This is a genomic window from Aestuariimicrobium sp. T2.26MG-19.2B (genome assembly GCF_950101875.1).
In the GTDB taxonomy this organism is placed as follows: Bacteria; Actinomycetota; Actinomycetes; order Propionibacteriales; family Propionibacteriaceae; genus Aestuariimicrobium; species Aestuariimicrobium kwangyangense.
Genome location: NZ_CATNLW010000001.1, coordinates 1,908,904 through 1,932,577 on the forward strand (window position 1 = coordinate 1,908,904; position 23,674 = coordinate 1,932,577).

Below are 23,674 nucleotides of genomic sequence, written 5' to 3' on the forward strand. Positions count from 1 at the left end.
GGACCTGTTGTGAACGACCTGCGGATTGCTGTCATTGGCCACGGCATGCGCGCCAGCCTTGCCAAGCTCGCCCACAAGCCGGGAGAGGGATCCCGGGTCACCGTCATCGTCGAACCCACCGATCGTGGTCTGGACGATGCGCGGAAGTTCTACGACGACCAGGTCACCTACCTTCGGTCGGTCGACGAGCTGATGGAGCGGGACGATGTCGACGCCGCCATGGTGTTCACCCCCGACAACGTGCACTTCGAGGTCGCGATGCGCACCCTCGAGAAGGGGTGGCCGACCTTCTGTGAGAAGCCGATGGGCATCACCATCGAGCAGTGCGACTCGATGCTCGAGTTGGCTCATGAGAAGCGCACCCGGCTCTACATCGGGCACAACATGCGCCACATGCCGGTGGTGCGCCAGCTCAAGCGGCTGATCGACGAGGGTGCGGTCGGGAACGTCAAGGCGATCTGGACCCGGCACTTCGTGGGCGCAGGCGGCGACTTCTACTTCAAGGACTGGCACGCCGATCGCGCCAACGTCACGAGTCTGCTGCTGCAGAAGGGCGCACACGACATCGACGTGATGCACCACCTGGCCGGCAGCTACACCCGACGGGTCTCGGGCATCGGTGACCTGATGGTCTACGGCGACATCGCCTCGCGTCGCGACAACACCGACCGGCGCATGTGGGACTGGTATGACGCCGATGTCTTCCCGCCCACCACCCAGACCGACCTCAACCCGGTGGTCGACGTCGAGGACATCTCGATGCTGCACATGGTGCTCGAGAGCGGCGTGCTGGCCAGCTATGAGCAGTGCCACTTCACGCCCGACTACTGGCGCAACTACACCGTCATCGGTGACGCCGGCCGCATCGAGAACATGTCGGACGACGGCGGCGGCCAGATCCACATCTGGAACTCACGCCGCGGCGGGGCCGGGCAGCCCGACGCGGTCGAGGTGATCTCGCGGGGAGACGGCACCCACGCCGGTGCGGACCCCAACCTGGTGGCCGAGTTCCTGAGGTTCGCCCGTGAGGGCGGCGCGACCGACGTGTCGGCCATCGCCGCCCGTGAGGCCGTGGCGACGGGCTGCGTCGGCGCCGAGTCCATCCGGACGGGCGGGGCCATGCTGCCCGTGCCTCCGGTGGCCGAGCACCTGCGGGCCTACTTCGACGGCGGTCAGGTCTGAGCCGTGACCGTCGGGGGGGAGCAGGGGGAGGTGGCCCGCACCGGGCGGGTCACCCTCTCGCAGGTCGCCAGGGCTGCGGGGGTGTCGACCACCACGGCATCGTTCGTGTTGGCCGGTCGCAAGGACGGCCAGCGCCCGGCCTCCGACCAGACTGCCGCCCGGGTGATGCAGGCCGCCCGCGACCTGGGATACGCAGCCAACGCCCACGCCAGGGCCATGCGCCGGGGACGCACTGACTCGGTGGCGCTGGCCCTCGGCGACCCGCGGGACCCCTGGGCCAATGAACTGGCGCACGTGGTCAGCCTGCACGCCAGCGGTCGTGGGCTGAGCACACTGGTGCTGGCCGACGACTCGTGGCCCACCCTGCTGCAGGGGCACCAGTTCGACTGCGCCCTGGTCACGGGCGCCGAGTACCACGCGCACGGGCACGACCAGGTGCGCGAACTGGCGCGGCAGGGCAACCGGTTGGTCGTCCACTCGGCCGAACTCGAACCCGCCGGCTTCGATGTGATCCGCTCCGCGGCGACGACGGCAGTGGGGGAGGCGCACGCCCTGCTGAGGTCCCGACATGAGCGGGTGCACTACCTGGGCGCCGTGCAGGCAGCGACTCCCGTGCGGTCACCCAGCCGCCGTGACCTGTTCCTGCAGGCTGTCACCGAGGCGGGGGACGACCCGCGCGGTGCCGTCGTCCGGGTGGCGCCCACGCTGGGAGCGGCCCAAGCGGCCGCGACCGAGTGGTTGCGCAGACCGGGTCGTCCGACAGCCGTGGTGACCCAGACCGGGTACCTCGCCATCGCGTTGCAGGCGGCCGCGCTGCGGGTCGGCGTCCGGGTGCCCGACGACCTCGAGATCATCGCCCTGGGTGACGTGCCGGAGGCCACCTCACTGTTCGGCCCCGTCAGCCACTTCGCCCCCGACGACGGCTTCACCCAGATCGCCGACGCGCTGGTGGTCAGGGCGGTCACCCCGCCGGACGATCTACCGTGGCGACTGGTGGATCTCGCCTGGGTGCTGCAGCCGGGACTCACCACCCGTTGACAGGCACAACTCGCGGCTGGCGCGCCGAGCTGTGTTGCTGTGCGGGGACCGGGTCTGGATCGGGCCCACGCGGAGAGCTCCTGGGACGGAGGGATCGTCGCAGGCTCAGCCCTGGTAGGTGACCCGCTTCAGCACCTCGGGCCAGGTACGGTCCAGCACCATGCCGCCGAAGACCACCCCGAGCCAGGTGTAGACGGGGCCGAGCAAGGCCCCGATCACTGCCACCAGCCACACCAGGGAGGGACGATCGAGGCTCACCAACAGCGGCCCGATGAACGGCAGCGAGATGATCAGCGTGCCGACCATGCAGACCAGGGTCAGGAACAGCCCGACCATGCCGCCACCGCTGGTGCGTCCGAACGCGTTCTGCCCCGGCGGGGGTGCGGCGTACTGCCACACGGCGCCGGCCAGGGAGCCCACACCCATGCCGGCACCGACCGCGCCGATCATCCCACCGTAGACGGCGGGCGCCCACGCCCACTGCCCCGAGAGTGTCAGGAAGGCGGTGGCGCTCACGAGCGCGATCGGCCCCAGGATGCACAGCACCGCCAGCACCCGCCCCCACCGGTCGTCCATGCCCCGCAGCCCCGAGGTGACGTGCATCCACAGGGCAGAGCCGTCATAGACGATCTCGGTGGAGACCGTCAGCCCGGCCATCATCACCATCCCTCCGATCGGGTACAGCGTGGTCGAGACACGGTGCACCCCACCGAGTTCGGGGTTGATCAACATCGGGAAGGCCATCAGGAAGGGCACCGCGAACACCGACACGAGCACCATCAGGTGTCGGGGGTCCCGCCGCCAGTACCGCAGGGACCGAGCAGCGACTGCCCCGGCTGGGGAGTCCGGGAACAGTCGATCAAGTCGGGAGTCGGGGCGCACCTTTGTCCCGTCACCACCGGTGAGCAGGGGCGAGACGAGCGCCAGGTCGAGCTGGCGCTCCCACACCTTCCACAGGACGACCGCAAAGGCCACGGAGAGCACCAACTTGAGCGCCGCCACCCACCACAGGCCGTGGGCCGCCTCCCAGGGCATCGACCATGCCCAGGCCAGCGGCGTCCACCCGAGCACGGTCGCGGCCGGCTGCAGCGTGCTCGCCAACTCGTGGCGGTGGTCCATGATGGTGCGCTGCAGCAGCTGGATCGCCACACCGACTCCCAGACCGAACAGGCCGAGGATCAGCGCAGCCACGTCGCGCCAGCGGCGTCGGTTGAAGGCTGCCGAGAAGAAGCTGGCGAGGGTGCGGGCCAGCAACACGCAGGTGGGAACGCCCACCAGCAGCGCCAGCACCGAGAACACCAGTGGGCCCGGAGCGCGTGACCATGTCACCACCTGCCCGGCGGCCAGTGCGAGCGTGATCAGACCGCCCACTCCGATCTGGCTCACGGCGAGCAGGCCGGGCATCAGCTGCCTCGCCCGCACCGGGAAGAGGGCGAATCGTCCGGGATCCAAGGTCTGGTCCATGCCCGCCACCAACAGCGTCACCATCGGCCAGGCCACCGTCACCAACGCGAACCCCAGGGTGGTCACGACACCGGCCAAGCTCACCGGTTGGCCGCGCAACAGAGTCAGCCCTGCCACCGCCGCGAGCACGAAGCCGAGGGCGTACAGGCCTCCGATGGCCAGGGCGATGAGGATGCCGACGTTGCGGCGCACCGCCCGCCAGGAGAGCTTCAGTTGGAGTCGGAGGAGCGTCCCAACCATGCCATCGCCTCCCCTGCCACGTGCTGCGGGCCTCCGACCAGTTCCACGAAGCGGTCCTGCAGGGACTGGCCCTGCTTGACCTCCTCAGTGGGTCCGACCGCCAGCACCTTGCCGGCGGCTATCACCCCCACGGCGTCACAGAGCGACTCGACCAGTTCCATCACGTGTGACGAGATCACCACCGTCCCGCCCGAATCCACGAACTGTCTCAGCAGTTCCCGGATGCCCTGGCTCGACACCGGGTCCACCGCCTCGAGAGGCTCGTCCAACAGCAGCAACTGGGGGTTGTGGATGAGTGCACAGGCCAGCCCGATCTTCTTGGTCATGCCGGCGGAGTAGTCCACCACCAGGGTGTCGGCGTCGGCGGTCAGGCCAAGGGTCTCGAGCAGGGCCCCGCTGCGCTCGCTGATCACCGACGACGGCACCCGCCGCATGCTGCCGACGAAGGCCAGCAACTCCCGACCCGAGAGTCGGTCGAACAGGCGCATCCCGTCGGGCAGCACCCCCATCAGGGCCTTGGCCGAGACAGGGTCGCGCCAGACGTCGTGGCCCCACACCCGTACCCCGCCGGAATCGGGACGAAGCAGACCGGTGGCCATCGACAAGGTGGTGGTCTTGCCGGCACCGTTCGGCCCCACCAGGCCGAACAGGCACCCGGCGGGCACGACCAGCGAGAGGTCGTCCACCGCGACCTTGGCGCCGAAGCGCTTCGTCAGGCCCCTCATCTCGAGGGCAGGTGTGTGGGGTTGTCGTGCCGGCGTTGTGGCGCGCGCAGGCTGGACGATGGGGCGGGGCTCGTTCACGGACCCATCCAATCCCACATGGCGGTCACCGGGAATGCGACCATCGGCCAGTCCGTTGCACCGAAAGCCCGGTCCGTTGCGCCGATACGTTGAACGAGTGCCGGATCAGGGCTTGAATGGAACGTGTCCGACAGGATCTGAACCAGAAGCATGTACCGCAACGAAAGGCGAACCATGGCTGTCTACACCCTGCCCGATCTCGACTACGACTACGGGGCACTTGCCCCCCACATCGCTCCCGAGATCATGGAGCTCCACCACAGCAAGCACCACGCCACCTACGTCGCCGGCGCCAACACTGCCCTCGAGAAGCTGGCCGAGGCGCGCGACAAGAACGACTTCGGCGCGGTGAACAAGCTCGAGAAGGACCTCGCCTTCCACCTGGGCGGCCACATCAACCACTCCGTGTTCTGGAAGAACATGTCACCGGACGGCGGCGGCCGCCCCGATGGTGAGCTGGCCTCGGCGATCGACGAGTACTTCGGCTCGTTCGAGGGCTTCCAGAACCACTTCAACGAGAACGCCAAGGCCCTGCAGGGCTCCGGTTGGTCGATGTTGGTCTGGGACCTGCTTGGCAAGCGTCTGAACGTCGCCCAGTTGTTCGACCAGCAGGGCAACCTGCCCGTCGGCCAGGTGCCGGTGCTGCAGCTGGACATGTGGGAGCACGCCTACTACCTGCAGTACAAGAACGTGAAGGGCGACTACGTCACCGCATGGTGGAACGTCGTCAACTGGGCCGACGCCGCCCAGCGCTTCGCCAAGGCGCAGGCTGCCGACCTGGTCTGATCGGTCGCTCCGATCGGCCCCGAGTGGCTCTTCGACGGGTCCCCACGTCAGGGTGGGGGCCCGTCGTCATGTCCGACGGGGGTCGGCTACCAGCCGAGCAGGCCAGCGGCGGCGGGGGTCAGCAGCACTCCGGCGATCATGAACGGGCCGAAGGCGACCTCGCTGGCGCGGCTGGCCCGACGTAGGGCCAGGAGGACGAGGCTGGTCATGGCCACCAGCACGAATGCGATGGCGAGCGAGAGCAAGCCCAGGCGGATTGCGCCCCAGCCACCTCCGAGCCACCCGACCGCCGCGCCGGTCGAGAGCGCCAGCTTCACATCGCCCAGTCCCAGGCCGGCGGGGTGTGCGAACGCCAGCACGAAGAACATGAACGCGGTGACGAGCCCGACCACGACCGCGATCCAGAGCCGCTTCCACTCACCGTGCGCGAGGGCGGGTACGACAAGCAGCGCGACGAACACCGGGAACATCTTCACGGTGTAGCGGTCGGGCAGTTCGTGGTGGGCCAGGTCGACCGCGACGGCTGATCCCCACGCCCAGGCGACAACGGCGAAGGCAGGCAGGGCCCACCAGTCGTGGAGCAACAGGGCTGCCCAGACGAGCACGGCCATGGTTGTCGCCACCCTGACCCAGGGGTCGCCGGGGCCCACCACCGCTGCACCCGCGGGCGCCTGGTCCGACAACGTCACTTCAGGACGCCCGTGAAGGCGTCGATGATCGAGATGGCCGCCGGCCCGAGGATGACCAGGAAGATCACGGGCAGGATGCAGAGGATCAGCGGGAAGACCACCTTCACGGGGATCTCCATCGCCTTCTTCTCGGCCAACTGGCGACGAGCGATGCGCATCTCGTCCGACTGGGCGGTCAGCACGTCGGCCAGAGGGATGCCGTACGACTCGGCCTGGATCACCGTGCGCACGAACCTCCGCAGTGGGTCGGAGCCCGTACGCCGGGACAAGTCCTCGTAGGCGCTACGCCGGGACTGGCCCACCTGCACGTCCTGCATGGTGCGGATCAGCTCACCTGCGAGCACACCACGCCCGTTGCGCGCGACCCGGAGCATGGCCGCGTCGAAGCCGAGTCCGGCCTGGACCGCGATGCTCATCTGGTCGAGGGTGTCGGCCAACTCGAGGTCGATCTGCTCCCGGCGCTTGAGGAAGGTGTTGTACAGCAAGAGGTCCGGCAGGAAGAAGGCGAGCACTGCCATGCCGAGCAACATCAGCACGAGGAGGGGATTCTTGCCGGTGGCCCACGCCAAGGTGGCCAGCACGAGTGCGAAGAGCGTCCCCAGCACCTTGATGGAGAGCAGTTGGTCCACCGTCCACCCACTCGGGAATCCGGCCTTCGCCAAGGCCAGTTCGAGGCGGCCACGCCGGGCCGGGGTGTCGATCCAGCGAGCGAATCCGAGGTTGCCCTGTTGCCGCCGGGCGACAGTGGCTTCAACACCCCGTCCGCGCTGCAGGTTGGCCATGGCGCGGACGCGCACTGGGTCGCGACCGGCGAACAGGACAGCCAGTACGGTGGCCAGGCCCAGGCCGAGCAGGGTGAGTCCGAGGGGGAGCATGGTGGCCTCAGTACTTGATCCGGACGGCGACGCGCAACCACAGACTGCCGATGGTGAGCAGGATCGCTGCCATGCCCAACATCACCCAGCCCAGCAGTCGGGTGAACAGCAATCCGATGTACTTGGGATTGACGACGGCGAAGACCCCGGCCAAGACGAACGGGAGTCCGATCAGGACGAGCGCCGACAACCGGCCCTCTGAACTCAGCGACTGCACCTGCCGACGCAACTGGGCGCGTTCTCTGATCGTGTGCGACACACCTTCGAGCACATCGGCCAGGTTTCCGCCGACCTCCCGGTTGATGGCCACTGCCTGCCCGATCCATGAGAAGTCCTCGCTCTTCATGCGCCGCGCGGTGTTCTCCATCGAGTCAGCGATCGGACGACCCAGTCGCAACTCATTGGTGATCCGCACGAACTCCTCACCGGTGGGACTGACCGCTTCCTTGCCCACGGTGGCCAGGGCTTGGGTGAAGGAGTAGCCCGAACGGAGGCTTCCGGCGAGCATCTGGGCTGTCTCGTCGAGTTGGCCGGCGAAGGCAGCTCGGCGCCTGTCGGTCATCACACGGATCGTCAGCAGCACTCCGATGGGAATCAGTACCAACAGTGCGAAGGAGAGCAGCGGGAGGCCAAGGAGGAGTCCCAGTGCGAAGCCGACGATCATGCCTGATCCGGTCAGGACCACGAGATTGCTGGCGGGCAGACGAATGCCGGCGACGTCGAGCCGTTCAGCAAGGTGGCTGTCGCGGCTGGTGAGCGCCCGGTCGACGCTGGCGGTGAGCCGTTTCGCGATGCCGCCGACCGCAGTGTCGCCCGGGTCGTCGACAGGTCGCCTGCGGTGGCGAGGCACCACGGGCGAACGGGGAGCGACCAGAAGGATGAGCACGACCACGAAGGCGACAAGTCCCAGCGCGGCTCCCGTGCCCAGGTAACCGTCGCGCCACCACGTCATCGTGACCACACCATCGGATCGCCGAAGATCTGCGGCGGGAGGTGGATGCCGAGGTCGGCGAACTTCTCGGCGAAGGCGGGGCGGACGCCGGTGGGCTGGACGTGACCGAGGAAGCGCCCGTTGGGGTCGACGCCGGCGCTGTAGTCGAACATGAAGATGTCCTGCAGGGTGACGATCTGCCCCTCCATGCCGTGCACCTCGGTGACGGCGACCACGCGCCGGGTGCCGTCACGCAGGCGAGCGAGCTGAACGATCAGGTCGATGGAACTGGCGATCTGCTCGCGGATGGCCCGCAGAGGAAGGTCGAGGCCGGCCATGAGCACGAGGGTCTCGAGACGGGCGAGGGCGTCGCGGGGGGTGTTCGCGTGCACCGTCGACAGGGAACCGTCGTGACCGGTGTTCATGGCCTGCAACATGTCGAGGGCCTCGGCGCCGCGCACCTCGCCGACCACGATGCGGTCGGGGCGCATACGGAGCGCGTTGCGGACGAGTTCGCGGATGCCGATCTCGCCCTTGCCCTCGATGTTGGCGGGCCGCGACTCAAGTCGGACCACATGTTCCTGCTGCAACTGCAGCTCCACTGCGTCCTCGATCGAGATGATCCGCTCGCCCTCGGGGATGAACGACGAGACCACGTTGAGCAGGGTCGTCTTCCCGGTGCCGGTTCCCCCCGAGATGATGATGTTCAGGCGCGCTCGCACGCAGGCGGCCAGCAGGTCGGCAATGCCGGAGGAGAGGGTGTCGAGCCTGATCAGGTCGGGAACGCTGAGCGCGTCATGGCTGAACTTGCGGATGGTGAGCGTCGAACCGCTCACCGCCAGCGGCGGGATGATGGCGTTGACGCGGGAGCCGTCCTCGAGACGTGCGTCGACCAAGGGGGACGACTCGTCGATGCGGCGACCGATCCGGCCCACGATGCGGTCGATGATCTGGCGCAGGTGGGGCTCGTCACGGAACTGGACCCCAGAGAGGTACAGCCGGCCGCCGTGCTCGACGTAGACGTGGTGCGGCCCGTTGACCATCACCTCCGTCACCGAGGGGTCCGCGAGGAGACCCTGGATGGGTCCGAGTCCCAGAATGTCCGACTGCACCTCCTCGACGAAGCGTCGCCGTTCCGGGCCACTCATGGCCAGGCTCTCGCCCTCGATCAGCGTGGCCAGTTCGGACTGGACCATCTGGCGCAGTTGCTCGTCGGTGAGTTCGGAGTCGGACAGTCGGTTGCCCAACCGCTCATAGAGGCTGGTGATGGTGCGGTCCTGAAGGCGACGCATGGCGTCCTGCTTGCCGGGCACCACGCCTCCGCGGGCGGCCAGGGAACCAAGCCCCACCTCTTCCTCGGCATCGGGTGATCCTGGCTGCGCACCACCCCCGGGTGTCATCGCCCGGCTGGGGGGCGCGGCCCAGAACGAGTCGTCCGGCTCATCGGGACTTGATCGCTGCGGCGGGACGATGACCTCGTCGCGACCCGCGTCAGGAGCTGCCGGTTCGTCGGCACTGCGCCCGGGTGTGGATGGAGTGCTGTGGTCGACCCGTGGCAGCGGACCGGTGGCGGCTGGGGGAGGGACCGGCATCTGCCCCCGCGCGGCGGCGAGTCGCTCGGCGAGGTTCATGCGCTCTCCTTGCGCCGCGAGAAGAGTCCGCGCTTGGTTTCGACCGTGGGTCGGCCGACCAGACGCCCGACGATCTGGTCGAGTTGGCGGGAGATCTTGTCGTTGCCGCGACTCTGCAGCAGCGGGATCCCTTGGTTGACCGAGATGGGGACGATGCCTGCGGTCGGGATGGCGACATCGACCTTGGCCCGCACGGTCGCCTCGACGTCGGCGACGGAGAGTCCGCGGGAGGGATCGGCGAAGTTCAGCACGATCTGACGCGTCTCCATCAACATCGAAAGTTCGTTCAACGTCTCGATCTCCTTGCGCAGCCCCCGCACGCCCGGAACGTCAAGCCCCGTGACCAACACCAGGTCACTGGTCAGGTCGAGCGCGGTGAGGGTGGCCTCCGCCAGGCCCGGTGCCGTGTCGACGACGACGTAGGCGAAGTCGAGAGTGAGGGTGCGCAGCAGGCTGGTGATCTCCTGGGCCGTGACGGCGTCGGCGGCGACAGGATCATCGCTGCCGGCGACCACCCACAAACCGGTCTCGTGGCGGGTGAGGTACGGCTTCAGCGCGAGCGGGTCACCCGCGAGAGCGGCACGGGCGGTCTCGGGCAGGGTGTATTCAGGCTCGAGGTTGAGTGCGCTGGCCACGTCGCCGAAGTGCAGGTCGAGGTCGACCAGCACGACGGGAAGTTGAGTGCCGAGAGCGAGTCCAACGGCGATGTTGGTCGTGATGGTCGTCTTGCCGACCCCGCCCTTGGGAGAAGCCACCGTGACGACACGCCCGCGGTGGACGGCGTCGCCGTTGCTGCCAGCGAGGCGACGGTTGCGGGAGATGGCGTCCCGCGCCTCACCGGGGCTGCTCGTGACGCGGAGCATGTCGCGCACACCGGCGCGCATGGCTTGCAGACCCAGGGATGCGTCGTCACTGATCAGGACGACCGGGGCACCGAACCGTTCGACAACCCAGCCGCTGATTCCCAGCGCTTCTGAGGGATCGACAGTGGCGTCGATCAACACGAGTTCCGGTTGAACGGCGAGGTGCTGGGCGACGATCTGGGGGCTCTTCACCTGTTCGCCCTCGAGCACGGTCACCTGACCGGCGGTGGCCTCGGTGATGAGCTCGGCCGCCGCGGCCGCTTGGGCGAGCATCAGGACGCCGCTCATGAGCCGGCCTTCGGTGTCGGCGAGGACGAGCTCGAGCCGGTGGGCACGTCCGCCGGCAGCACGCTGGGGTCGCCCCACACGACCAAGGAGCCGCCGTCGGTCTTGGACTTCTCGCGCTCGAGAGTGAGGTAGATGGTGCCGTGCTCGGAGGCCCACACCAGTCGGTCCGCCTCGGTGTTGGCCACAGCCAGCGTGACGTACTGGGGGACGGGGGCCGCGCTGGCGCCGTCCTCCTTCGCCGCCGTGCTGATCACCTTGGTGACCAGGATCTTGTGGAGCAACGGGTAGGTGTAGTGGACGGACTTCGTGTCAACCCATGAGATGTCGACCCCGACGGTGTCACCGGCCTTCAGCTGGCCGCCGAGCAGTCGCTCGGGATCAAGCTTCACGGTCACCTGCACCAACTTCTCGGGGACGACCACGTCATCGTTGGTGAGCGCTTCGGGCTTGGTGAACCGGTCGGTGAACACCTGCTCGCCAGGATGCAGGTCGGTGTCGGCGACCAAGCCCTGAAGGGTGCCGAGATCAGTCACGACCCCCGGTGCCACGGCCGATCGAGGGAGAGTACGAGCCTCGATGTTCTTGCCCAGTCTGGCCGGCGTGCCCTTCGCGATCTCCTGGGTGACGATCAAAACGCTGGTCGGTTCGAGGGTGCGCATGGCCCGGCGGTCGGCTTGCTGCACGTAGAGAGCAATCATCACCACGCCCGCGAGGGCCAGAACGCTGGCGACGATGGCGGCGAGAACGCGGCGTTTCATGGGTGGCTTTCGGTAGTAGTGATCATGCGGTCAGCTGAACAGTGGTGGCGCCGTAGCTGGGGCCGCCGAGCGTAGCGCCCAGGAAGACCTTCTTGATGAAGGTGCCAGTGATCCACTTCTGGTTTTCACTCTTGCAGCCGCTTGTCGGGTAGCCCCAGCCCTTGTTGGCGTTCAAGCAATAGGTGTCGACGCGGATCACAGCGTATCCCGACAAGTGGAAGACGATATTCGTTCCTGAACCGGTGTAGCTGTCGAACACTGGGAGTAGGACTTCTCGACCGTGCAGGTCGGAGAGGATGCTGTTGCAGGCATCATTCGAGAGGGAAGGGCCTGGATCGCCCGTGTTCCCCGTGACCGTTCCGTTCACGGACGTCTTGACCGTGCACGCCAACGTGGGGTCAGTCGAATCGGGATTCGGATCCTTCAGCCAGCCGAAATTCCCCGTAATGGTATTGCCGCTGGTGAGTCCACACGTGGGGGACGAGCCGCCCTTGGTCCAGAGTGTCACTGTCGAGCCGGAAGCGATGTTGGCAAGTTGGCAGTCGCCCACAACGAAAGGAAGTACCGACGCGCCCCCGATGCCACCCCATGAAACGGTCGCGCTCGCCGTGACGACGCTCGACTTGTGCCCGATCAGCGGGGCGAACCAGTGCTGCCGGGTGGTGGTGACGTCAACCTTGACCCAGCCATCACCATGGGTGATCGAGGTGACCGACACGGTCGACGATGCGTTGTCCGCCTTGTTGCCGGTGGCATAGGTGGTGGCCATGCCCATCTCGTCAGGTTCGCACGTGGTCACGCCCGATCCCTTGGCACAACTCTGGGCCAGGGCGAGCGCCGCGGAATCCGCGCCATTCTGCAGTTGGCTACGGTCCCACCACAGGGCACCGACGTCCACGGCGATGGCCGTGAAGCCGACCAAGGCCACGCACAGCAGGGCGGTGGACACCGCCACAGCGCCGCGCTGGGAGCGCTCCCTCAGCCTCCGCATCGCATCTCACCCTTCCCGGTGACGTGCTTGCTTCCGAAAAACCCGGTGAGCCCGGAGTAGTTGTACGTCACCGTCACCACCACGGGGTTGCCGGCCGTGCAGGTTCCCCCGGGGGAGACCGTGATGCTCCCGATCTTGCCGGTCGTGTTTGTGAACGCCTGGTCGGCCTTGGTGACGGCGTCAGCCGACTTGGTGCTGATCGCCATGGCTCGGGCGCCTTCGCGCGCAGCGCCGGCGGCCGAACCGTAGAGAAAGAATTGGTAGCCGTACTCGATGATTCCCAACAGCAGTACGAGCAGCACCGGCAAGACCAGTGCGAATTCGACAGCCGCCGCCCCCCGTTGGTCCTTTCGACCGTTCATGCCTGCGCCCCCCACGCGTATGTTCTTTTCCCCAGTAATGGGCCGGGCCACCGAGGCTTCACGCCGCGGTGGCCCGAGCCAGTCAGTCGATCACGGCAGCTTGGCGGTGATGGTGGCGAACAGAGCCGCCACCTTGTCGCCGAGCAGGAAGACGGTGGCGAGAATCGCCACGGCGATGGCGGCGACCATGATGCCGTACTCCACAGCGGTGGCGCCCTTGGACTTGTTCTCGAAACGGCCCATGAGGGCGGTCTGGATGAAGACGTACAGTGCAACCATGAGAGTTGCCCCTTTCGGAAAGAAGAAAAGCCTTGTGTGGGGCAACGCTGGTGCTGATCCCCCCCAGGGCGATACACGTCCGCCCGATGAGAAGTAAATCCGTGAAGAGTCCCCTCAGTCAAGCGGTCGAGACCCCCGACGTATAACGTTTCCATAACGGAATCGGACACGCCGCTCGAGGTTACGTCATCATGAGCTGTGCGTAGACTTTGGGGGGCCCTTTTGATGGCCCTGACGATGCTGTTCGCAGCGCCGTCGGTGGGCCATGCGGACCAGTTGAGTGATCTGGCCGGCAGGGTCGGCGTCGCAACGGAGCCCACCGACTACGTGCTGCTGGTCGACACCTCCGCCTCGATGAAGCAGGACGGCCGCTGGGGTCGCGTGCGACAGGCGCTCGGAGCCTTGGCCGGCCAGCTCGGAACCGGCGACCGAGTCACCATGATCACCTTCGATGACGGGGTCCGGTCGACCTGGCAGGCGGCGAAGCCGTCGTCCGCCCAGTTGCTCGCACATCTCCCCAAGGAGCCGACGGGCAAGCAGACCGACATCGGATCAGCCATCGACGCCGGGGTGACAGCCTTGGCCAAGTCGCGCAAGGTGGGCGCCATCGTCCTGTTGACCGATGGCGAGATCGACGCGTCACCGTCGTCCAAGTACCCGAATGGACAGGCTGCCTCCTGGGATTCACTGCGAAGCCGGGCCACCAAGGCCACCCAGGGCAGACAGGTCGGCGCCTTCGCCGTCTCGATCGGCGGCAAGACCGACGCGCGCCTGCTCACCTCGGTCTTCCCCAAGGCGACCGTCGCCGACCCGGCTGACATCGTTGGCTATCTCGCGGGCATCACCCGTGAACTCACCAAGGTGCGCGTGGCGCAGGCGCTCGCCGCCGACCTCAAGGCTCCCGTCGCGGTGCTGGTCGACCACGTGACGCCTGACCCGCAGAACCGAGTGGGGTCACCGGTCACCGCTCGGGTGCATCTGTCCTCGTCCGCCACCCGGGTGCCGGTGGCCATTTCGGGTTTCTCCGTCTCCGGAGTCACCGGAGCCACGGCGACTGTCGATCCTGCCTCGGTCGATCTCCAGCCAGGGGCGTCGTCCGATCTCACGCTGACGATCACGGGGCTCCCCGCGGGCGTGTCGACCATCACGCTGGCCGCGAAGCTCTCGAGCCCGTGGCAGACCCAACTGGCGGCCGCCGGGTTGAAGCTGCCCAGCAGTCTTTCGAGCGAAGCCGTCACCGTCACTGCTCCTGATGCCAGCGCGGGCCCGACCTCGAGCGCCCCCACCTCAGCGAGTCCCAAGACGCAACCCTCGTCAGGCGGAGCCGACGTCGCGACGACGCCGTCCAGCGGCATTCCTGAGTGGGTGCCCCTCGTGGGTGGTGGTGCGATGGCCGTGCTCGTCGTCGCCGGAATCGTGCTGGCTGTGATGCGCGGACGTCGTCCGGCGCTCAACGGATCCTTGGCGATCCTGTCCGAGGGCCGGGTGGTCGACGAGATCCTGCTCGACGGCCCCTCGGCCACGACCCAGCGTGGATCCACAAAGCTCCAGGTGTCAGCGAGCAAGAACGGATCCATCTCTGTGAAGGGCAAGGAGGGTTCGCGCGGATTCGCTGCGGTGCTCGACGATGGGGGCGAATTCGACCTCGGGGAGGGTCGCACGCTCCGATACACCACCCAGCGCACCCGCATGCTCGACATGGTGCAGAACTGAGCGGTTTCGACACGGTCGCTTCGCTCCCTACTCAACCGACGTGAGAAGAGCCCACGCTTCGCCTCTACTCGATCGGCGTCCCGGGACCGACGGGCAAGGGCTCAGGCGAAACGGCCCTTCACCGCGGCCCTGCGCAGGATCCGCAGCATGGGCGAGCCCAGCACCAGCACCAGCGCTGCCGTGGTCAGCGCTCGTCCGAGATTCCAGCCCATCGAGGTGGCCACGTTGTAGAGCGCGAACCGGTGCAGGTTCGTCCAGGTCGACGCGTGCGGGTCGTAGCTGATGGTCGACCCCATGCCGGTCATGAACGGCCAGAACGAGAGGTCCATCAGCCACCCGTAGGCGAACGCGATCAGCAGCGACCAGCCGGCGAGCAGGGCGACCTCGGCTCGTCCCCGTAGTCGGGGCAACAGTCCCGAGAACAGTCCGACCAGGGCTGCGGCCAGCATCTGGTAGGGCAGCCACGGCCCCACCCCGCCTGTCAACAGCGCCGAGGTCAGCAGCCCGGTCGTCCCCAGCACGAACCCGAAGCCGGGCCCCAGGGCTCGTCCGGCGATCACGATCGGGAAGAAGACGGTCTCGATGCCAGCGGTGCCTGCCCCCAGCGGACGGACGACGGCCACGACCGCCGACATCACCCCCAACAGCGCCAAGGCCTTCACGTCGAGGTCGTCCCCGGTCAGGTGAGAGATCACGACGGCCAACACCACGGGCAGGATCAGCGCGAACACCAGGGGCGCGAGCTGCGAGTTCGATGCCAGACCGCTGGGGTGGAACCACAGGGGCCACACGAACGCCGCCACTGTGAGGGGGGTCACCACGGCCAGCAGTGCGGTCGAACGCGGTGACAGGGGGACGGCCCGGCGGGCCACGGGGTCAGACACGGCGCGCAACCACCTCGTCGGTGGTCAGCACCGGATCGGGCAGGAAGACCTTGGTCACCTGTGGGGCGAACGCGGGCGACGAGGTGCAGACCTCGCGGGTCGGGCCGTCGGCGACCACCTCACCCTCGGCCATCACGATGGTGCGCTGCGAGATGCGGGCGGCGAACTCCACATCGTGGGTGCTCACCACCACGCAGGTGCCGCGCTCGACCAGGTCGCACAGGATGAGGGCCAGGTTGTGCTTCATGGTGTAGTCGAGCCCGCGGGTCGGCTCGTCGAGCAGCATCACGGACGGGTCCGCCGACAACTGGATCGCCAGCACCAACGCCAACCGCTGGCCTTCCGACAGGTCGCGGGGGTGGTGGTCGGCGTCGAAGTCGGCCCCCAACCTCTGCAGCAGCGTCCACGTGGTGCCCGCGCTGACCCCGGACTCCCGGTCGGACTGGACGCACTCGAGCCCGACGGTGTGCAGGTGCAGCAGGTCGGCTGCTTCTTGGGGCACCAGCCCGACGATGCTGCGGGCAGCCTCCGCCGAGAGGGTGCGGGGGTCCCGCCCTGCCACCGACAGCGAGCCCGTGCTGGGAAGGGCCCCCTGGATCGCCCACATCAGGGACGACTTGCCTGCTCCGTTGCGGCCCATCAAAGCGGTGATGGACCCGCCCTCGAGGGTCAGGGTGAGGTCGTCCACGGCTCTCAGTTGGCCGTGCTTGACGGTGAGGGAGCGCAGGGAGACCGCGGGCGTCTCGACACGTGGGCTTCGCTCCCTGGTCGACCGGCCGGACGTGATCTCGACACGGGGCTCGTTCCTCGCCCCTACTCGATCGACGTGGGGGGGTCGGGGTGTGATCTCGGACGGCGGTCGCAGGGTGATCCGTTCCCGCGCCACCCGGCGACGGGCGTCACGCACTGACAACGGAACCTCTGACCAGCCCAGGGCGTGGGCCAGTTCGGCCAGCGGCGGTACCACGCTCGCCCGTCCCAATACCTGTGCGGCAGGGCCCAGCGTTGCCGATCCGTCACCCGGCAACCACAGCACCTGGTCGGCAGCCTGCATCACTCGCTCCAGCCGGTGTTCGGCGACGACGGCGGTCATCCCGACGTCGTGCACCAAGGTGGTCAAGGCGCTGAGCACGTCCTGGGCCGCGGTGGGGTCGAGGGCCGAGGTGGGTTCGTCCAGCACGATGACGCGCGGTTGGGCGGCAAGTACCGAGGCGATGGCCACCCGCTGTTGTTGACCGCCCGACAGTTGCATGAGCGGACGACGGCGCAGCTCGGCGATGTTCATCAGGTCGAGGGTCTCCTCGACCCGCTTGCGCATGGCCGTGGGCGCGATGCCCAGCTGCTCCATGCCGTAGGCCACCTCGTCCTCGACGGTGTCGGTGACGAAACCGGCGAGCGGGTTCTGGCCCACGAAACCGATGAGGTCGGCCAGTTCCCTGGGTCGTTCGGCGCGGGTCGAGCGTCCGTTGACGATCACCCGGCCCGTCATGATGCCCCCCACGAAGTGGGGCACCAGCCCGTTGATGGCGCGCAGCAGGGTGGTCTTGCCCGAACCGGTGCCGCCCACGACCAGACAGAGGTCGCCGTCGGGAATGGTGAACGAGGCATCGGCGATCACGGGGCTGGCCGACTCGGTGTAGCGGATGCTGACCTGGTCGAAGCTGATCATCGTGGCCTCTCGGACGAGGGGGAGGAGGCATCGGGCACGGTCGCCGCGATCGGTGCGGCGAAGAGCACCGCTGCCACCAGGAAGAGGGGGTGGAGCGAGGGCCAGGTCAAGGGTCTGGTGGGCGGGTTCAGCACGCCCGCATCGAGCACCATCACGCCGGCGACAGCGAGCAGTCCGGCCAGGGCCAGAGCGACAGTGGCCGTCTCGCGCCATCGCCATCGATCGGGACGGTAGCGGGTGACCGACAGTCGTCGTCCCGAGGCGCGCAGCCCGACGGCGGTGACCACCACCCCGACGAGCAGGCAGACCACACCGGGGCGGGCTCCTCCCGGCACGCCGAGCAGCAGGAACACACCGAAGGTGACCGCCATCACGGCGAGCAACAGACTGGCGCTCACCCAGCGCGGTACCCGGGTCAGGTCACGGGTGCGTCCGTAGCCGCGTGCCTCCATGCTGGTGGCCAGGGTCAGAGAGCGCTCCACGGCGTCCTCGAGGATGGGGACGACCAACGCGGGCACCGCCCGCCAGCCCTTCACCCGTCCGCCGCGCAGCCGTCTGGCGCGTCGCACCCGGTGGGCCGACTCGACCAACTGCGGGGCGACCGACAGGGCGATCACCACGGCCACCGACAGCTCATGGAGAGCCGCAGGCACGTTGCGCAGGGCCCGCCGAGGATTCGCCAGTGCGTTGGCGGCACCCACGCAGATGATGATGGCGGCCAGCCGTAGCCCGTCGTAGAGGGCAGCCAGCAGCGCATTGAGCGTGACCGGGCCACCCAGCCTGATACCTGCGGCCCACGCGGGCAGGGGTAGTTCCGGCAGGCTGAACAGGACGAATCCCGTCCGCTGCCCGCCGAAGACGACCTGCATGACGACCCTGAAGGCCACGATCACGAGCGCCAACATGAAGTAGGTGCTCACCGACCGGGCCCACGGGGCGTCGCTGCGGCGTGCGACCACGACCGCGACGACCGCGGCCACCACCAACACCAGCAGCAAGGGGTTGGTGGTCACCGAGACCGCGCCGGCGGCCAGCAGAGCCCACACCCACCATGCCCAGGGATGGGTGGGTGCCTCGGTCCGTGCCATCAGGTCGTCATCGCCGCGTGTCGTGCCCGATCAGGGGCGACGAATGCGCCACAGGTAGCCGCCCAGTCCGGCGGCGCCGGCGACCACCACCGCGCCGGTGACGACCAGCCCGGTGGGGGAGCCGGAGTCGGTCACCGTCGCGGGAACCGTGGTGGCTTCCTGACTGGGTGAAGTGGAGGTGGTCGGGCTCTGGGTCGACCCTGCAGACTGACTGCTGCTCGCCGCGGAGGGTGAGTTGGCCACGCGGGACGGCTTCGACGACGTGGACGCCCGGGGGGCGGCCGTGGTCGCGCCGGGCCGCCGACTGATGGTCGGCCAGGTCTTCGCGGTGGTGGGCGCGGTGGTGCGCGTCCCCACGGTTGCGGGCCGGGTCGGCCGTGGCTGGGTGGGCTTGACGCTGGTGGGCTTCGGCTGGCTGGTGGTCGGCCGGGCAGTGGTCGGCTTGGCCGTTGCCGTGGTGGGCGCAGCGCTGGGCTGCGGCGCCGTTGGCACGGTGCTGGCCGGGTTCACCCGGGCGTTGAGCTGCCGCAGGCAGGTCGACTTCTGGCTGGACTGGTCGCCCGGGGCCGTGTAGCACCATCCATCGAGGGTGCCTGCCGGTGGCCTGCGTGCGTCGGCGCCCAGGTTGGAGTAGCTCCACGAACCGCCCGGCTTGGCGATCCAGTAGCTCCAGTACTGCCCGTTGTAGGTGGTGGGGCAGGCCGAGGGGTAGCCGCCGATCGTGCAGAGGTAGCCCGAGCGGTAGGTGAGCGAGAGCCCCGCGTTCTGCAGGGCCGCAGTACCGCTGCCGGGGTTGCCCACGCACTGGTTGCGCAGGGTGGATCCGCCATCGGTGACCACGACCAGCCACACCTTGCCGGAGCCGACGCAACTGTCGGCCACACTGGCGCCCAGAGTCTGATCACCGAGTTCTCGGGCGGTGGCACTGGGATGGGCCAGCGCCACGCTCGAGAGCAGGATGGCGGCGAACCAGACCAGCACCTTCACCAGTCGCGAGACCAGCAGACGATCCGCATTCGGGTTGGTCGCGAACATCAGCGACGACGAGCGACCAGGGCACCGGCTGCCACGGCACCGAAGCCGAGGGTCACCCAGAGCGCAGCGGGCGTGCCCTCGTCACCGGTGTCGGGCAGGCCGATCGGACGTGTGGTCGGGGTCGACGAGACCGTCACGGAGGGGGACGCAGCCGAGGACGACGGGTCGGGGCTCGCCGGGGCAGAGGTGACGGGGGCCGACGAGGCCGGGGCCGATGATGCCGGGGCGGAGGGGGTCGGGGTCGGGTCACCCGCGACCAGGGTGACCGTCGCGTAGCTGGCGCCGGCGAGACCCAGGATGGCCTGGTTGGTGGCCATCAGGTTCGAGTCCGTCGAGCCCAGAGCGGCCGGGAAGCCACCGTCGCCGAGCTGGATGCCCTTGAGCCACGTGGTGGCTGCCTGGACGTCGACACCGGCGTCGGCAAGCGCGGCGGCCATCAGGCCGGTGGTGTTGGCCGGTGAGTAGTTGTCCCAGTAGCCGGGCGCCGTGGTGTTCTGCTTCGCCCACGCCTGGGCCTTGGTGAGCGCGGTCGAGATGCTGGGATCGGCACCGTTGCCGTCAAGGGTGAGCAGGGCCGAGATCATCAGGGCGGTCGAGTCCGGGTCGGTCACGAAGTTGTTGTTGTTCCAGGTCTCGATGTAGCCGTAGCCACCATCGGGTCCCTGCTGTGAGACCACCTCGGCCAGCGCCGCGGCGGGAACATCCACGTTGTTGCGGGTGAGGCCCAGCACCGCCAGGGCGAGGCCGAAGGAGCCCCCGGCAGTGGGATCGGTGGCCAGGCTCGTGGTGGTCACGTCGATCAGGTCGACCCCACCGAAGGAGCGGGGGTCCTTGCCGACGACCGCGGCGACCAGGGCCAGCTTGCCCGCCGAACCGGCGTTGTAGGAGTTGTCGACAGCCAGCGGGAGGAGGGTGTCGACCATCTCGGCGACCACGTCGGAGTGGGACTCGCTCGATGCCAGCGCGAGGATCGCGTCCTCCAGGTTGCCGGCCGTGAACTGGGCCGGGTTGCTGGCCCACTGTTGGGCGATCCAGTCAGCCGCCTGCTGGGTCTGGGCAGGGTTGGTGACGGCGGCCACGGTGATGGGGGCGGCCTCGGCGGTGGTCAGGGAGCCGGCGGCGACGGCGCCGCTGAGGGCGATGCTGGCGGCAAACCCGGCGGCCAGCAGGCGCGTGATCCGATCGTTGCGGGTCACAGACATGGGGAGTTCCTCTCGGGAGAGGCGGCGGAGCGGTACCGAAGATCGCTGGTCTCCCCCTGGGGGTGCCCCTCGTCCTCGACCCCGGCCCGCGTGCCTCGGCGGGTGTTCGTTCTCGAACATGGGTCGGTCCAGCACGCGGGCATTCCGACTCGGACGACACCTTCGAGCGCAAGCGCCCGGGTGTCGATCCTCACGGCTGCGGGTCAGTCCCGGATTCACACCGGATTCCCCCACGAGGTGGATCTGCGGATCACAGTACAGCCCGGTGACGGCGGCGAGCCACCCGGGTCACGGATGGACGTGGGGGTGGCGGGCGCGCTCTCTGCGATGCGATCCATACCCGTGCGGTGGCGCGGAATGTGGACCACCACGTGCCACATTCGGCGCTGGGGAACGGGTGTGGATCGGCAGGGGGCTGTGACCCGATCAGGGAGCACAGCCCGGGGAGCGGGCTCCTCAGGGCAGCAGATGCACGCTCAGCACGCGGAAACCCTTGGCCGACGCCGCCCGTTCACAGGCGAACCCCACCCCGTCGACCCACTGCTCACCGATCCAGCGCTGCAGGGAGTCCGCACCGAGGTTCTTGCCCACCACCAGCCTTGCCTCGCCGGCCGGGGCGAGCCGCGGGAGCCAGGTCAGCAGCAGTTCGTGCAGGGCCGGCTTGCCGATGCGAATGGGTGGGTTCGACCAGATCTGGTCGTAGCGCGTCATGGGGTCGACCTCGTCCGGACGAAGCGCCCGCACCCGCTCACCCACGCCCAAGGCGTCGGCGTTGAGTCGGGTGAGCTGCAGCGCCCGGTCGTTCACGTCCACCGCGTCCACCAGCGCGGCGGGGGCCACCCTCGCCAGCGCGACGGCGATGGGCCCGAATCCGCACCCCACGTCGGCCACCCGCAGGGCACCCGTCGGCGGCGCCGACTCCTTGAGGAGCACGCTGGTGCCCGGATCGAGCCGGGTTCCCGAGAACACCCCTGCCGCGGTGCGGAAGGTCAGCGTCTCGTCCCAGATCTGGCAGTCGACCGTGCGCACGAGGTTGAGGTCGAGGGGCTCGGCAGGGGAGTCGAAGTAGTGGCTCACAGGTCCTCCAGTCGTCCGCCGTCGGTGACTTCGTCCGGGTCTTCGACCCAGGCCCCTTCGAGGAGTTCGGTCGGTTCACGGTGCCGGCGCGACTGCTCCGCCCGTTCGGCGAGGTCGGTGTCGGCGGGGTAGCCGACGGCCTCGAGGGTGAGTCCTCGCGCGGGCATGACGGTGATGTCGCTGGCGCGCCGGTCGAGGGTGAGCACCTCCTCGAGCCAGGCCAGACCGCGACGGTGTTGCCCGATCGCCACCAGCGCGCCCATCACCGACCGCACCATCGAGTGGCAGAAGGCATCGGCCACCAGCACCGTGTCGACCTGACCCTGCTCGTCGCGGTCGACGGCCACTCTCCGCAGGGTGCGGATGGTGGTGGCGCCGTCGCGGGGCTTGCAGAATGCTGCGAAGTCGCGCAGTCCGAGCAGCAGGTCGGCGGCTGTTTGCATGGCGGTGACGTCGAGGGTCCCCTTGGCGGGGGCGACCTGCAGTCGGCGGGTAGGGGTCCGAACGGAGGCGTCGTCCCAGATGCGGTAGCGGTAACGACGCCAGAGCGCGGAGAAGCGGGCGTCGAACCCCTCGGGGGCGGCGGTGATCGAGCGGATCGCGATGTCGTCGGCGAGCACTCGACGAAGGCGGTGGAGCAGGGACGAGGTGTCCACCTCGTCGGGCAGGTCGACATGGCAGACCTGCGCGTCGGCGTGCACGCCGGCGTCGGTGCGTCCGGCGACCGTGAGCCGAACGGGATGGTCCAACCTCAGCACCTGGGGCAGCCAGCGCTCAAGTTCGCCCTGCACCGTGCGCAGACCAGGCTGCTCGGCCCACCCGTGGAAGGCGGTGCCGTCATAGGCGAGGTCGATCCGCCAGCGGATCATGGTCGTCCCGGATCTGGCTCAGCTGGGCGGCGCACGTAGGTGAGGTCGTGGACGCTGCGTCCGGCGGCCAGCCCCTTGGCCTCGAACTTCGTGATCGGACGAAGCCCGAGCCTCGGCGCCCATCCCGCGTAGTCACACGGCACGTCCTCGGCCAAGGCGGGGCACGGGGCGGCGTCGGCCGGAAGGTGTGGGTTCCGTAGCCGCGGTTCGGAGTCGAGGGTGGTGTGCAACCAGTGGGCGTAGTCGTCCCAGTCGGTGGCCAAACGCCACACCCCCGACGGTGCGAGCCGGTCTGCGACCAGCGCGGCGAACTCGGCCTGGACCAGTCGCCGCTTGTGGTGGCGGGTCTTGTGCCAGGGGTCGGGGAAGAAGGTCCACAGCTCGGTGACGGAGCCCTCGGCCAGCAGGTGGCGCAGCCCGGCGGCGGCGTCGTTCATCGCGAACCGGACGTTGGTGTGACCTTCGCGTCCGAGCAGGTTCATGGCGCTCGCGACGGCTGGCTGGAAGACCTCGAAGGCCAGGATGTTCCACTCCGGGTGGGCCCGGGCCAGCGCCTCGGTCGACTCTCCGGTGCCGGTGCCGATCTCGACGGCCAGCGGGGCCTCTCGTCCGAACAGGGCGGTCAGGTCGAGACGCTGGTCGGGCGCCACCGAGGTCTCGGTCTCGAGTTGGCTGACGGGCACCAGCCAGTCGTCCGCGTGTCTGGCCCAGGCCTTCTGCTGCGAGGGGTTCATGCGATCGGAGCGACGGACGAAGCTCACCACCTCGCGGTGCACACGCGCGGTCCCGGTCGGGGTGGGGGTGCGCAGGGGCTGCTGGTCGCTCACCCGCGCAAGCCTAGACAAGTCGGCGGGACTGTCCCACTTGTCTGGTGGGGTGTGCCTCGTCCGGCAGGGACTGCCGCGTCTGGCAGGGGAGTGCCGGGACTCCGGGCGCCAGGCCGCGTCCCTCTGGTTG

General features: G+C 68.6%; 23 protein-coding genes and 1 riboswitch. Of the genes, 4 read left to right on the forward strand and 19 right to left on the reverse strand.

Annotated elements, in window-relative coordinates:
* Positions 1 to 9: 9 nt before the first annotated feature.
* On the forward strand, positions 10 to 1,182 hold the full coding sequence (locus tag QQZ11_RS08440; protein WP_022910697.1) for a Gfo/Idh/MocA family protein: 1,173 nt from the start codon (positions 10 to 12) through the stop codon (positions 1,180 to 1,182).
* 3 nt (positions 1,183 to 1,185) lie between these two features.
* Positions 1,186 to 2,220 (forward strand): LacI family DNA-binding transcriptional regulator, encoded by a 1,035-nt coding sequence (locus QQZ11_RS08445; protein WP_284549827.1) that lies wholly within the window; start codon positions 1,186 to 1,188, stop codon positions 2,218 to 2,220.
* Between the two features lie 105 nt (positions 2,221 to 2,325).
* On the opposite strand, the gene QQZ11_RS08450 is transcribed toward QQZ11_RS08445, so the two are convergent.
* Both QQZ11_RS08450 and QQZ11_RS08455 read right to left on the reverse strand, forming a co-directional pair.
* Positions 2,326 to 3,924 (reverse strand): hypothetical protein, encoded by a 1,599-nt coding sequence (locus QQZ11_RS08450; protein ID WP_284549828.1) that lies wholly within the window; start codon positions 3,922 to 3,924, stop codon positions 2,326 to 2,328.
* The gene (locus QQZ11_RS08455) at positions 3,894 to 4,649 is read right to left on the reverse strand and encodes an ABC transporter ATP-binding protein (protein WP_284550201.1); all 756 of its coding nucleotides are present in this window, start codon (positions 4,647 to 4,649) and stop codon (positions 3,894 to 3,896) included. Before QQZ11_RS08455 ends, QQZ11_RS08450 begins: the two co-directional genes overlap by 31 nt.
* A gap of 252 nt (positions 4,650 to 4,901) precedes the next feature.
* Between QQZ11_RS08455 and QQZ11_RS08460 the strand changes: the two genes are divergently transcribed.
* Positions 4,902 to 5,513, forward strand: coding sequence for a superoxide dismutase (locus QQZ11_RS08460; RefSeq protein WP_022910701.1), 612 nt, complete (start codon positions 4,902 to 4,904; stop codon positions 5,511 to 5,513).
* A gap of 86 nt (positions 5,514 to 5,599) precedes the next feature.
* Here the strand turns inward: QQZ11_RS08460 and QQZ11_RS08465 are convergent, their stop codons facing one another.
* The 9 genes from QQZ11_RS08465 to QQZ11_RS08505 all read right to left on the reverse strand — a co-directional run bounded on the left by QQZ11_RS08465 (position 5,600) and on the right by QQZ11_RS08505 (position 13,180).
* Complete coding sequence (locus QQZ11_RS08465; RefSeq protein WP_284549830.1) at positions 5,600 to 6,124, reverse strand: prepilin peptidase; 525 nt, start codon at positions 6,122 to 6,124, stop codon at positions 5,600 to 5,602.
* A 74-nt stretch (positions 6,125 to 6,198) separates the two neighbouring features.
* Complete coding sequence (locus tag QQZ11_RS08470) at positions 6,199 to 7,077, reverse strand: type II secretion system F family protein (RefSeq protein ID WP_284549832.1); 879 nt, start codon at positions 7,075 to 7,077, stop codon at positions 6,199 to 6,201.
* Between the two features lie 7 nt (positions 7,078 to 7,084).
* Complete coding sequence (locus QQZ11_RS08475) at positions 7,085 to 8,029, reverse strand: type II secretion system F family protein (protein WP_284549833.1); 945 nt, start codon at positions 8,027 to 8,029, stop codon at positions 7,085 to 7,087.
* Entirely contained in the window at positions 8,026 to 9,639 is a 1,614-nt protein-coding gene (locus tag QQZ11_RS08480) for an ATPase, T2SS/T4P/T4SS family (RefSeq protein ID WP_284549835.1), read from the reverse strand. The genes QQZ11_RS08475 and QQZ11_RS08480 overlap by 4 nt, the downstream gene beginning before the upstream one ends.
* Positions 9,636 to 10,790, reverse strand: coding sequence for an AAA family ATPase (locus tag QQZ11_RS08485; protein WP_284549836.1), 1,155 nt, complete (start codon positions 10,788 to 10,790; stop codon positions 9,636 to 9,638). Before QQZ11_RS08485 ends, QQZ11_RS08480 begins: the two co-directional genes overlap by 4 nt.
* Positions 10,787 to 11,548: a Flp pilus assembly protein CpaB gene (gene cpaB / locus QQZ11_RS08490; RefSeq protein ID WP_284549838.1), complete on the reverse strand. Its 762-nt coding sequence runs from the start codon at positions 11,546 to 11,548 to the stop codon at positions 10,787 to 10,789. The genes QQZ11_RS08485 and cpaB overlap by 4 nt, the downstream gene beginning before the upstream one ends.
* Positions 11,549 to 11,570: 22 nt before the next feature.
* A complete protein-coding gene (locus QQZ11_RS08495) occupies positions 11,571 to 12,503 on the reverse strand; it encodes a TadE/TadG family type IV pilus assembly protein (protein ID WP_284549840.1) in 933 nt (310 codons plus the stop codon).
* Positions 12,504 to 12,526: 23 nt separating this feature from the next.
* Positions 12,527 to 12,901, reverse strand: coding sequence for a TadE/TadG family type IV pilus assembly protein (locus tag QQZ11_RS08500; protein ID WP_284549842.1), 375 nt, complete (start codon positions 12,899 to 12,901; stop codon positions 12,527 to 12,529).
* Positions 12,902 to 12,991: 90 nt separating this feature from the next.
* On the reverse strand, positions 12,992 to 13,180 hold the full coding sequence (locus QQZ11_RS08505) for a Flp family type IVb pilin (protein WP_022910709.1): 189 nt from the start codon (positions 13,178 to 13,180) through the stop codon (positions 12,992 to 12,994).
* 225 nt (positions 13,181 to 13,405) lie between these two features.
* Between QQZ11_RS08505 and QQZ11_RS08510 the strand changes: the two genes are divergently transcribed.
* On the forward strand, positions 13,406 to 14,893 hold the full coding sequence (locus QQZ11_RS08510) for a vWA domain-containing protein (protein WP_284549843.1): 1,488 nt from the start codon (positions 13,406 to 13,408) through the stop codon (positions 14,891 to 14,893).
* A gap of 101 nt (positions 14,894 to 14,994) precedes the next feature.
* On the opposite strand, the gene QQZ11_RS08515 is transcribed toward QQZ11_RS08510, so the two are convergent.
* From QQZ11_RS08515 to trmB, 8 genes are all read right to left on the reverse strand, one after another.
* Positions 14,995 to 15,765, reverse strand: coding sequence for an ECF transporter S component (locus tag QQZ11_RS08515; RefSeq protein WP_446698842.1), 771 nt, complete (start codon positions 15,763 to 15,765; stop codon positions 14,995 to 14,997).
* 4 nt (positions 15,766 to 15,769) lie between these two features.
* A complete protein-coding gene (locus tag QQZ11_RS08520; protein ID WP_284549846.1) occupies positions 15,770 to 17,446 on the reverse strand; it encodes an ABC transporter ATP-binding protein in 1,677 nt (558 codons plus the stop codon).
* Positions 17,443 to 18,534 carry a CbiQ family ECF transporter T component gene (locus tag QQZ11_RS08525; protein ID WP_284549848.1) on the reverse strand — a complete coding sequence of 364 codons (1,092 nt, stop codon included), beginning with the start codon at positions 18,532 to 18,534 and terminating at the stop codon, positions 17,443 to 17,445. The genes QQZ11_RS08520 and QQZ11_RS08525 overlap by 4 nt, the downstream gene beginning before the upstream one ends.
* A gap of 30 nt (positions 18,535 to 18,564) precedes the next feature.
* Positions 18,565 to 19,569, reverse strand: a complete 1,005-nt coding sequence (locus QQZ11_RS08530; RefSeq protein ID WP_284549849.1) for a hypothetical protein — start codon at positions 19,567 to 19,569, stop codon at positions 18,565 to 18,567.
* Positions 19,569 to 20,771, reverse strand: a complete 1,203-nt coding sequence (locus tag QQZ11_RS08535; protein WP_284549851.1) for a prenyltransferase/squalene oxidase repeat-containing protein — start codon at positions 20,769 to 20,771, stop codon at positions 19,569 to 19,571. Before QQZ11_RS08535 ends, QQZ11_RS08530 begins: the two co-directional genes overlap by 1 nt.
* A gap of 117 nt (positions 20,772 to 20,888) precedes the next feature.
* A riboswitch (cobalamin riboswitch) is annotated at positions 20,889 to 21,066 on the reverse strand.
* A 161-nt stretch (positions 21,067 to 21,227) separates the two neighbouring features.
* Positions 21,228 to 21,848 (reverse strand): class I SAM-dependent methyltransferase, encoded by a 621-nt coding sequence (locus QQZ11_RS08540; protein WP_284549852.1) that lies wholly within the window; start codon positions 21,846 to 21,848, stop codon positions 21,228 to 21,230.
* Positions 21,845 to 22,717: a tRNA pseudouridine(38-40) synthase TruA gene (truA, locus tag QQZ11_RS08545; RefSeq protein ID WP_284549854.1), complete on the reverse strand. Its 873-nt coding sequence runs from the start codon at positions 22,715 to 22,717 to the stop codon at positions 21,845 to 21,847. The genes QQZ11_RS08540 and truA overlap by 4 nt, the downstream gene beginning before the upstream one ends.
* Positions 22,714 to 23,544 carry a tRNA (guanosine(46)-N7)-methyltransferase TrmB gene (gene trmB / locus QQZ11_RS08550; protein ID WP_284549856.1) on the reverse strand — a complete coding sequence of 277 codons (831 nt, stop codon included), beginning with the start codon at positions 23,542 to 23,544 and terminating at the stop codon, positions 22,714 to 22,716. Before trmB ends, truA begins: the two co-directional genes overlap by 4 nt.
* Positions 23,545 to 23,674: the final 130 nt, after the last annotated feature.

Coding starts and splice junctions, on each gene's coding strand:
- QQZ11_RS08450 (WP_284549828.1), bottom strand. CDS start 3,924: ATGGTTGGGACGCTCCTCCGACTCCAACTGAAGCTCTCCTGGCGGGCG.
- QQZ11_RS08455 (WP_284550201.1), bottom strand. CDS start 4,649: ATGAGGGGCCTGACGAAGCGCTTCGGCGCCAAGGTCGCGGTGGACGAC.
- QQZ11_RS08460 (WP_022910701.1), top strand. CDS start 4,902: ATGGCTGTCTACACCCTGCCCGATCTCGACTACGACTACGGGGCACTT.
- QQZ11_RS08465 (WP_284549830.1), bottom strand. CDS start 6,124: ATGGCCGTGCTCGTCTGGGCAGCCCTGTTGCTCCACGACTGGTGGGCC.
- QQZ11_RS08470 (WP_284549832.1), bottom strand. CDS start 7,077: ATGCTCCCCCTCGGACTCACCCTGCTCGGCCTGGGCCTGGCCACCGTA.
- QQZ11_RS08475 (WP_284549833.1), bottom strand. CDS start 8,029: ATGACGTGGTGGCGCGACGGTTACCTGGGCACGGGAGCCGCGCTGGGA.
- QQZ11_RS08480 (WP_284549835.1), bottom strand. CDS start 9,639: ATGAACCTCGCCGAGCGACTCGCCGCCGCGCGGGGGCAGATGCCGGTC.
- QQZ11_RS08485 (WP_284549836.1), bottom strand. CDS start 10,790: ATGAGCGGCGTCCTGATGCTCGCCCAAGCGGCCGCGGCGGCCGAGCTC.
- cpaB (WP_284549838.1), bottom strand. CDS start 11,548: ATGAAACGCCGCGTTCTCGCCGCCATCGTCGCCAGCGTTCTGGCCCTC.
- QQZ11_RS08500 (WP_284549842.1), bottom strand. CDS start 12,901: ATGAACGGTCGAAAGGACCAACGGGGGGCGGCGGCTGTCGAATTCGCA.
- QQZ11_RS08505 (WP_022910709.1), bottom strand. CDS start 13,180: ATGGTTGCACTGTACGTCTTCATCCAGACCGCCCTCATGGGCCGTTTC.
- QQZ11_RS08510 (WP_284549843.1), top strand. CDS start 13,406: ATGGCCCTGACGATGCTGTTCGCAGCGCCGTCGGTGGGCCATGCGGAC.
- QQZ11_RS08520 (WP_284549846.1), bottom strand. CDS start 17,446: ATGATCAGCTTCGACCAGGTCAGCATCCGCTACACCGAGTCGGCCAGC.
- QQZ11_RS08525 (WP_284549848.1), bottom strand. CDS start 18,534: ATGGCACGGACCGAGGCACCCACCCATCCCTGGGCATGGTGGGTGTGG.
- QQZ11_RS08530 (WP_284549849.1), bottom strand. CDS start 19,569: ATGTTCGCGACCAACCCGAATGCGGATCGTCTGCTGGTCTCGCGACTG.
- QQZ11_RS08535 (WP_284549851.1), bottom strand. CDS start 20,771: ATGTCTGTGACCCGCAACGATCGGATCACGCGCCTGCTGGCCGCCGGG.
- truA (WP_284549854.1), bottom strand. CDS start 22,717: ATGATCCGCTGGCGGATCGACCTCGCCTATGACGGCACCGCCTTCCAC.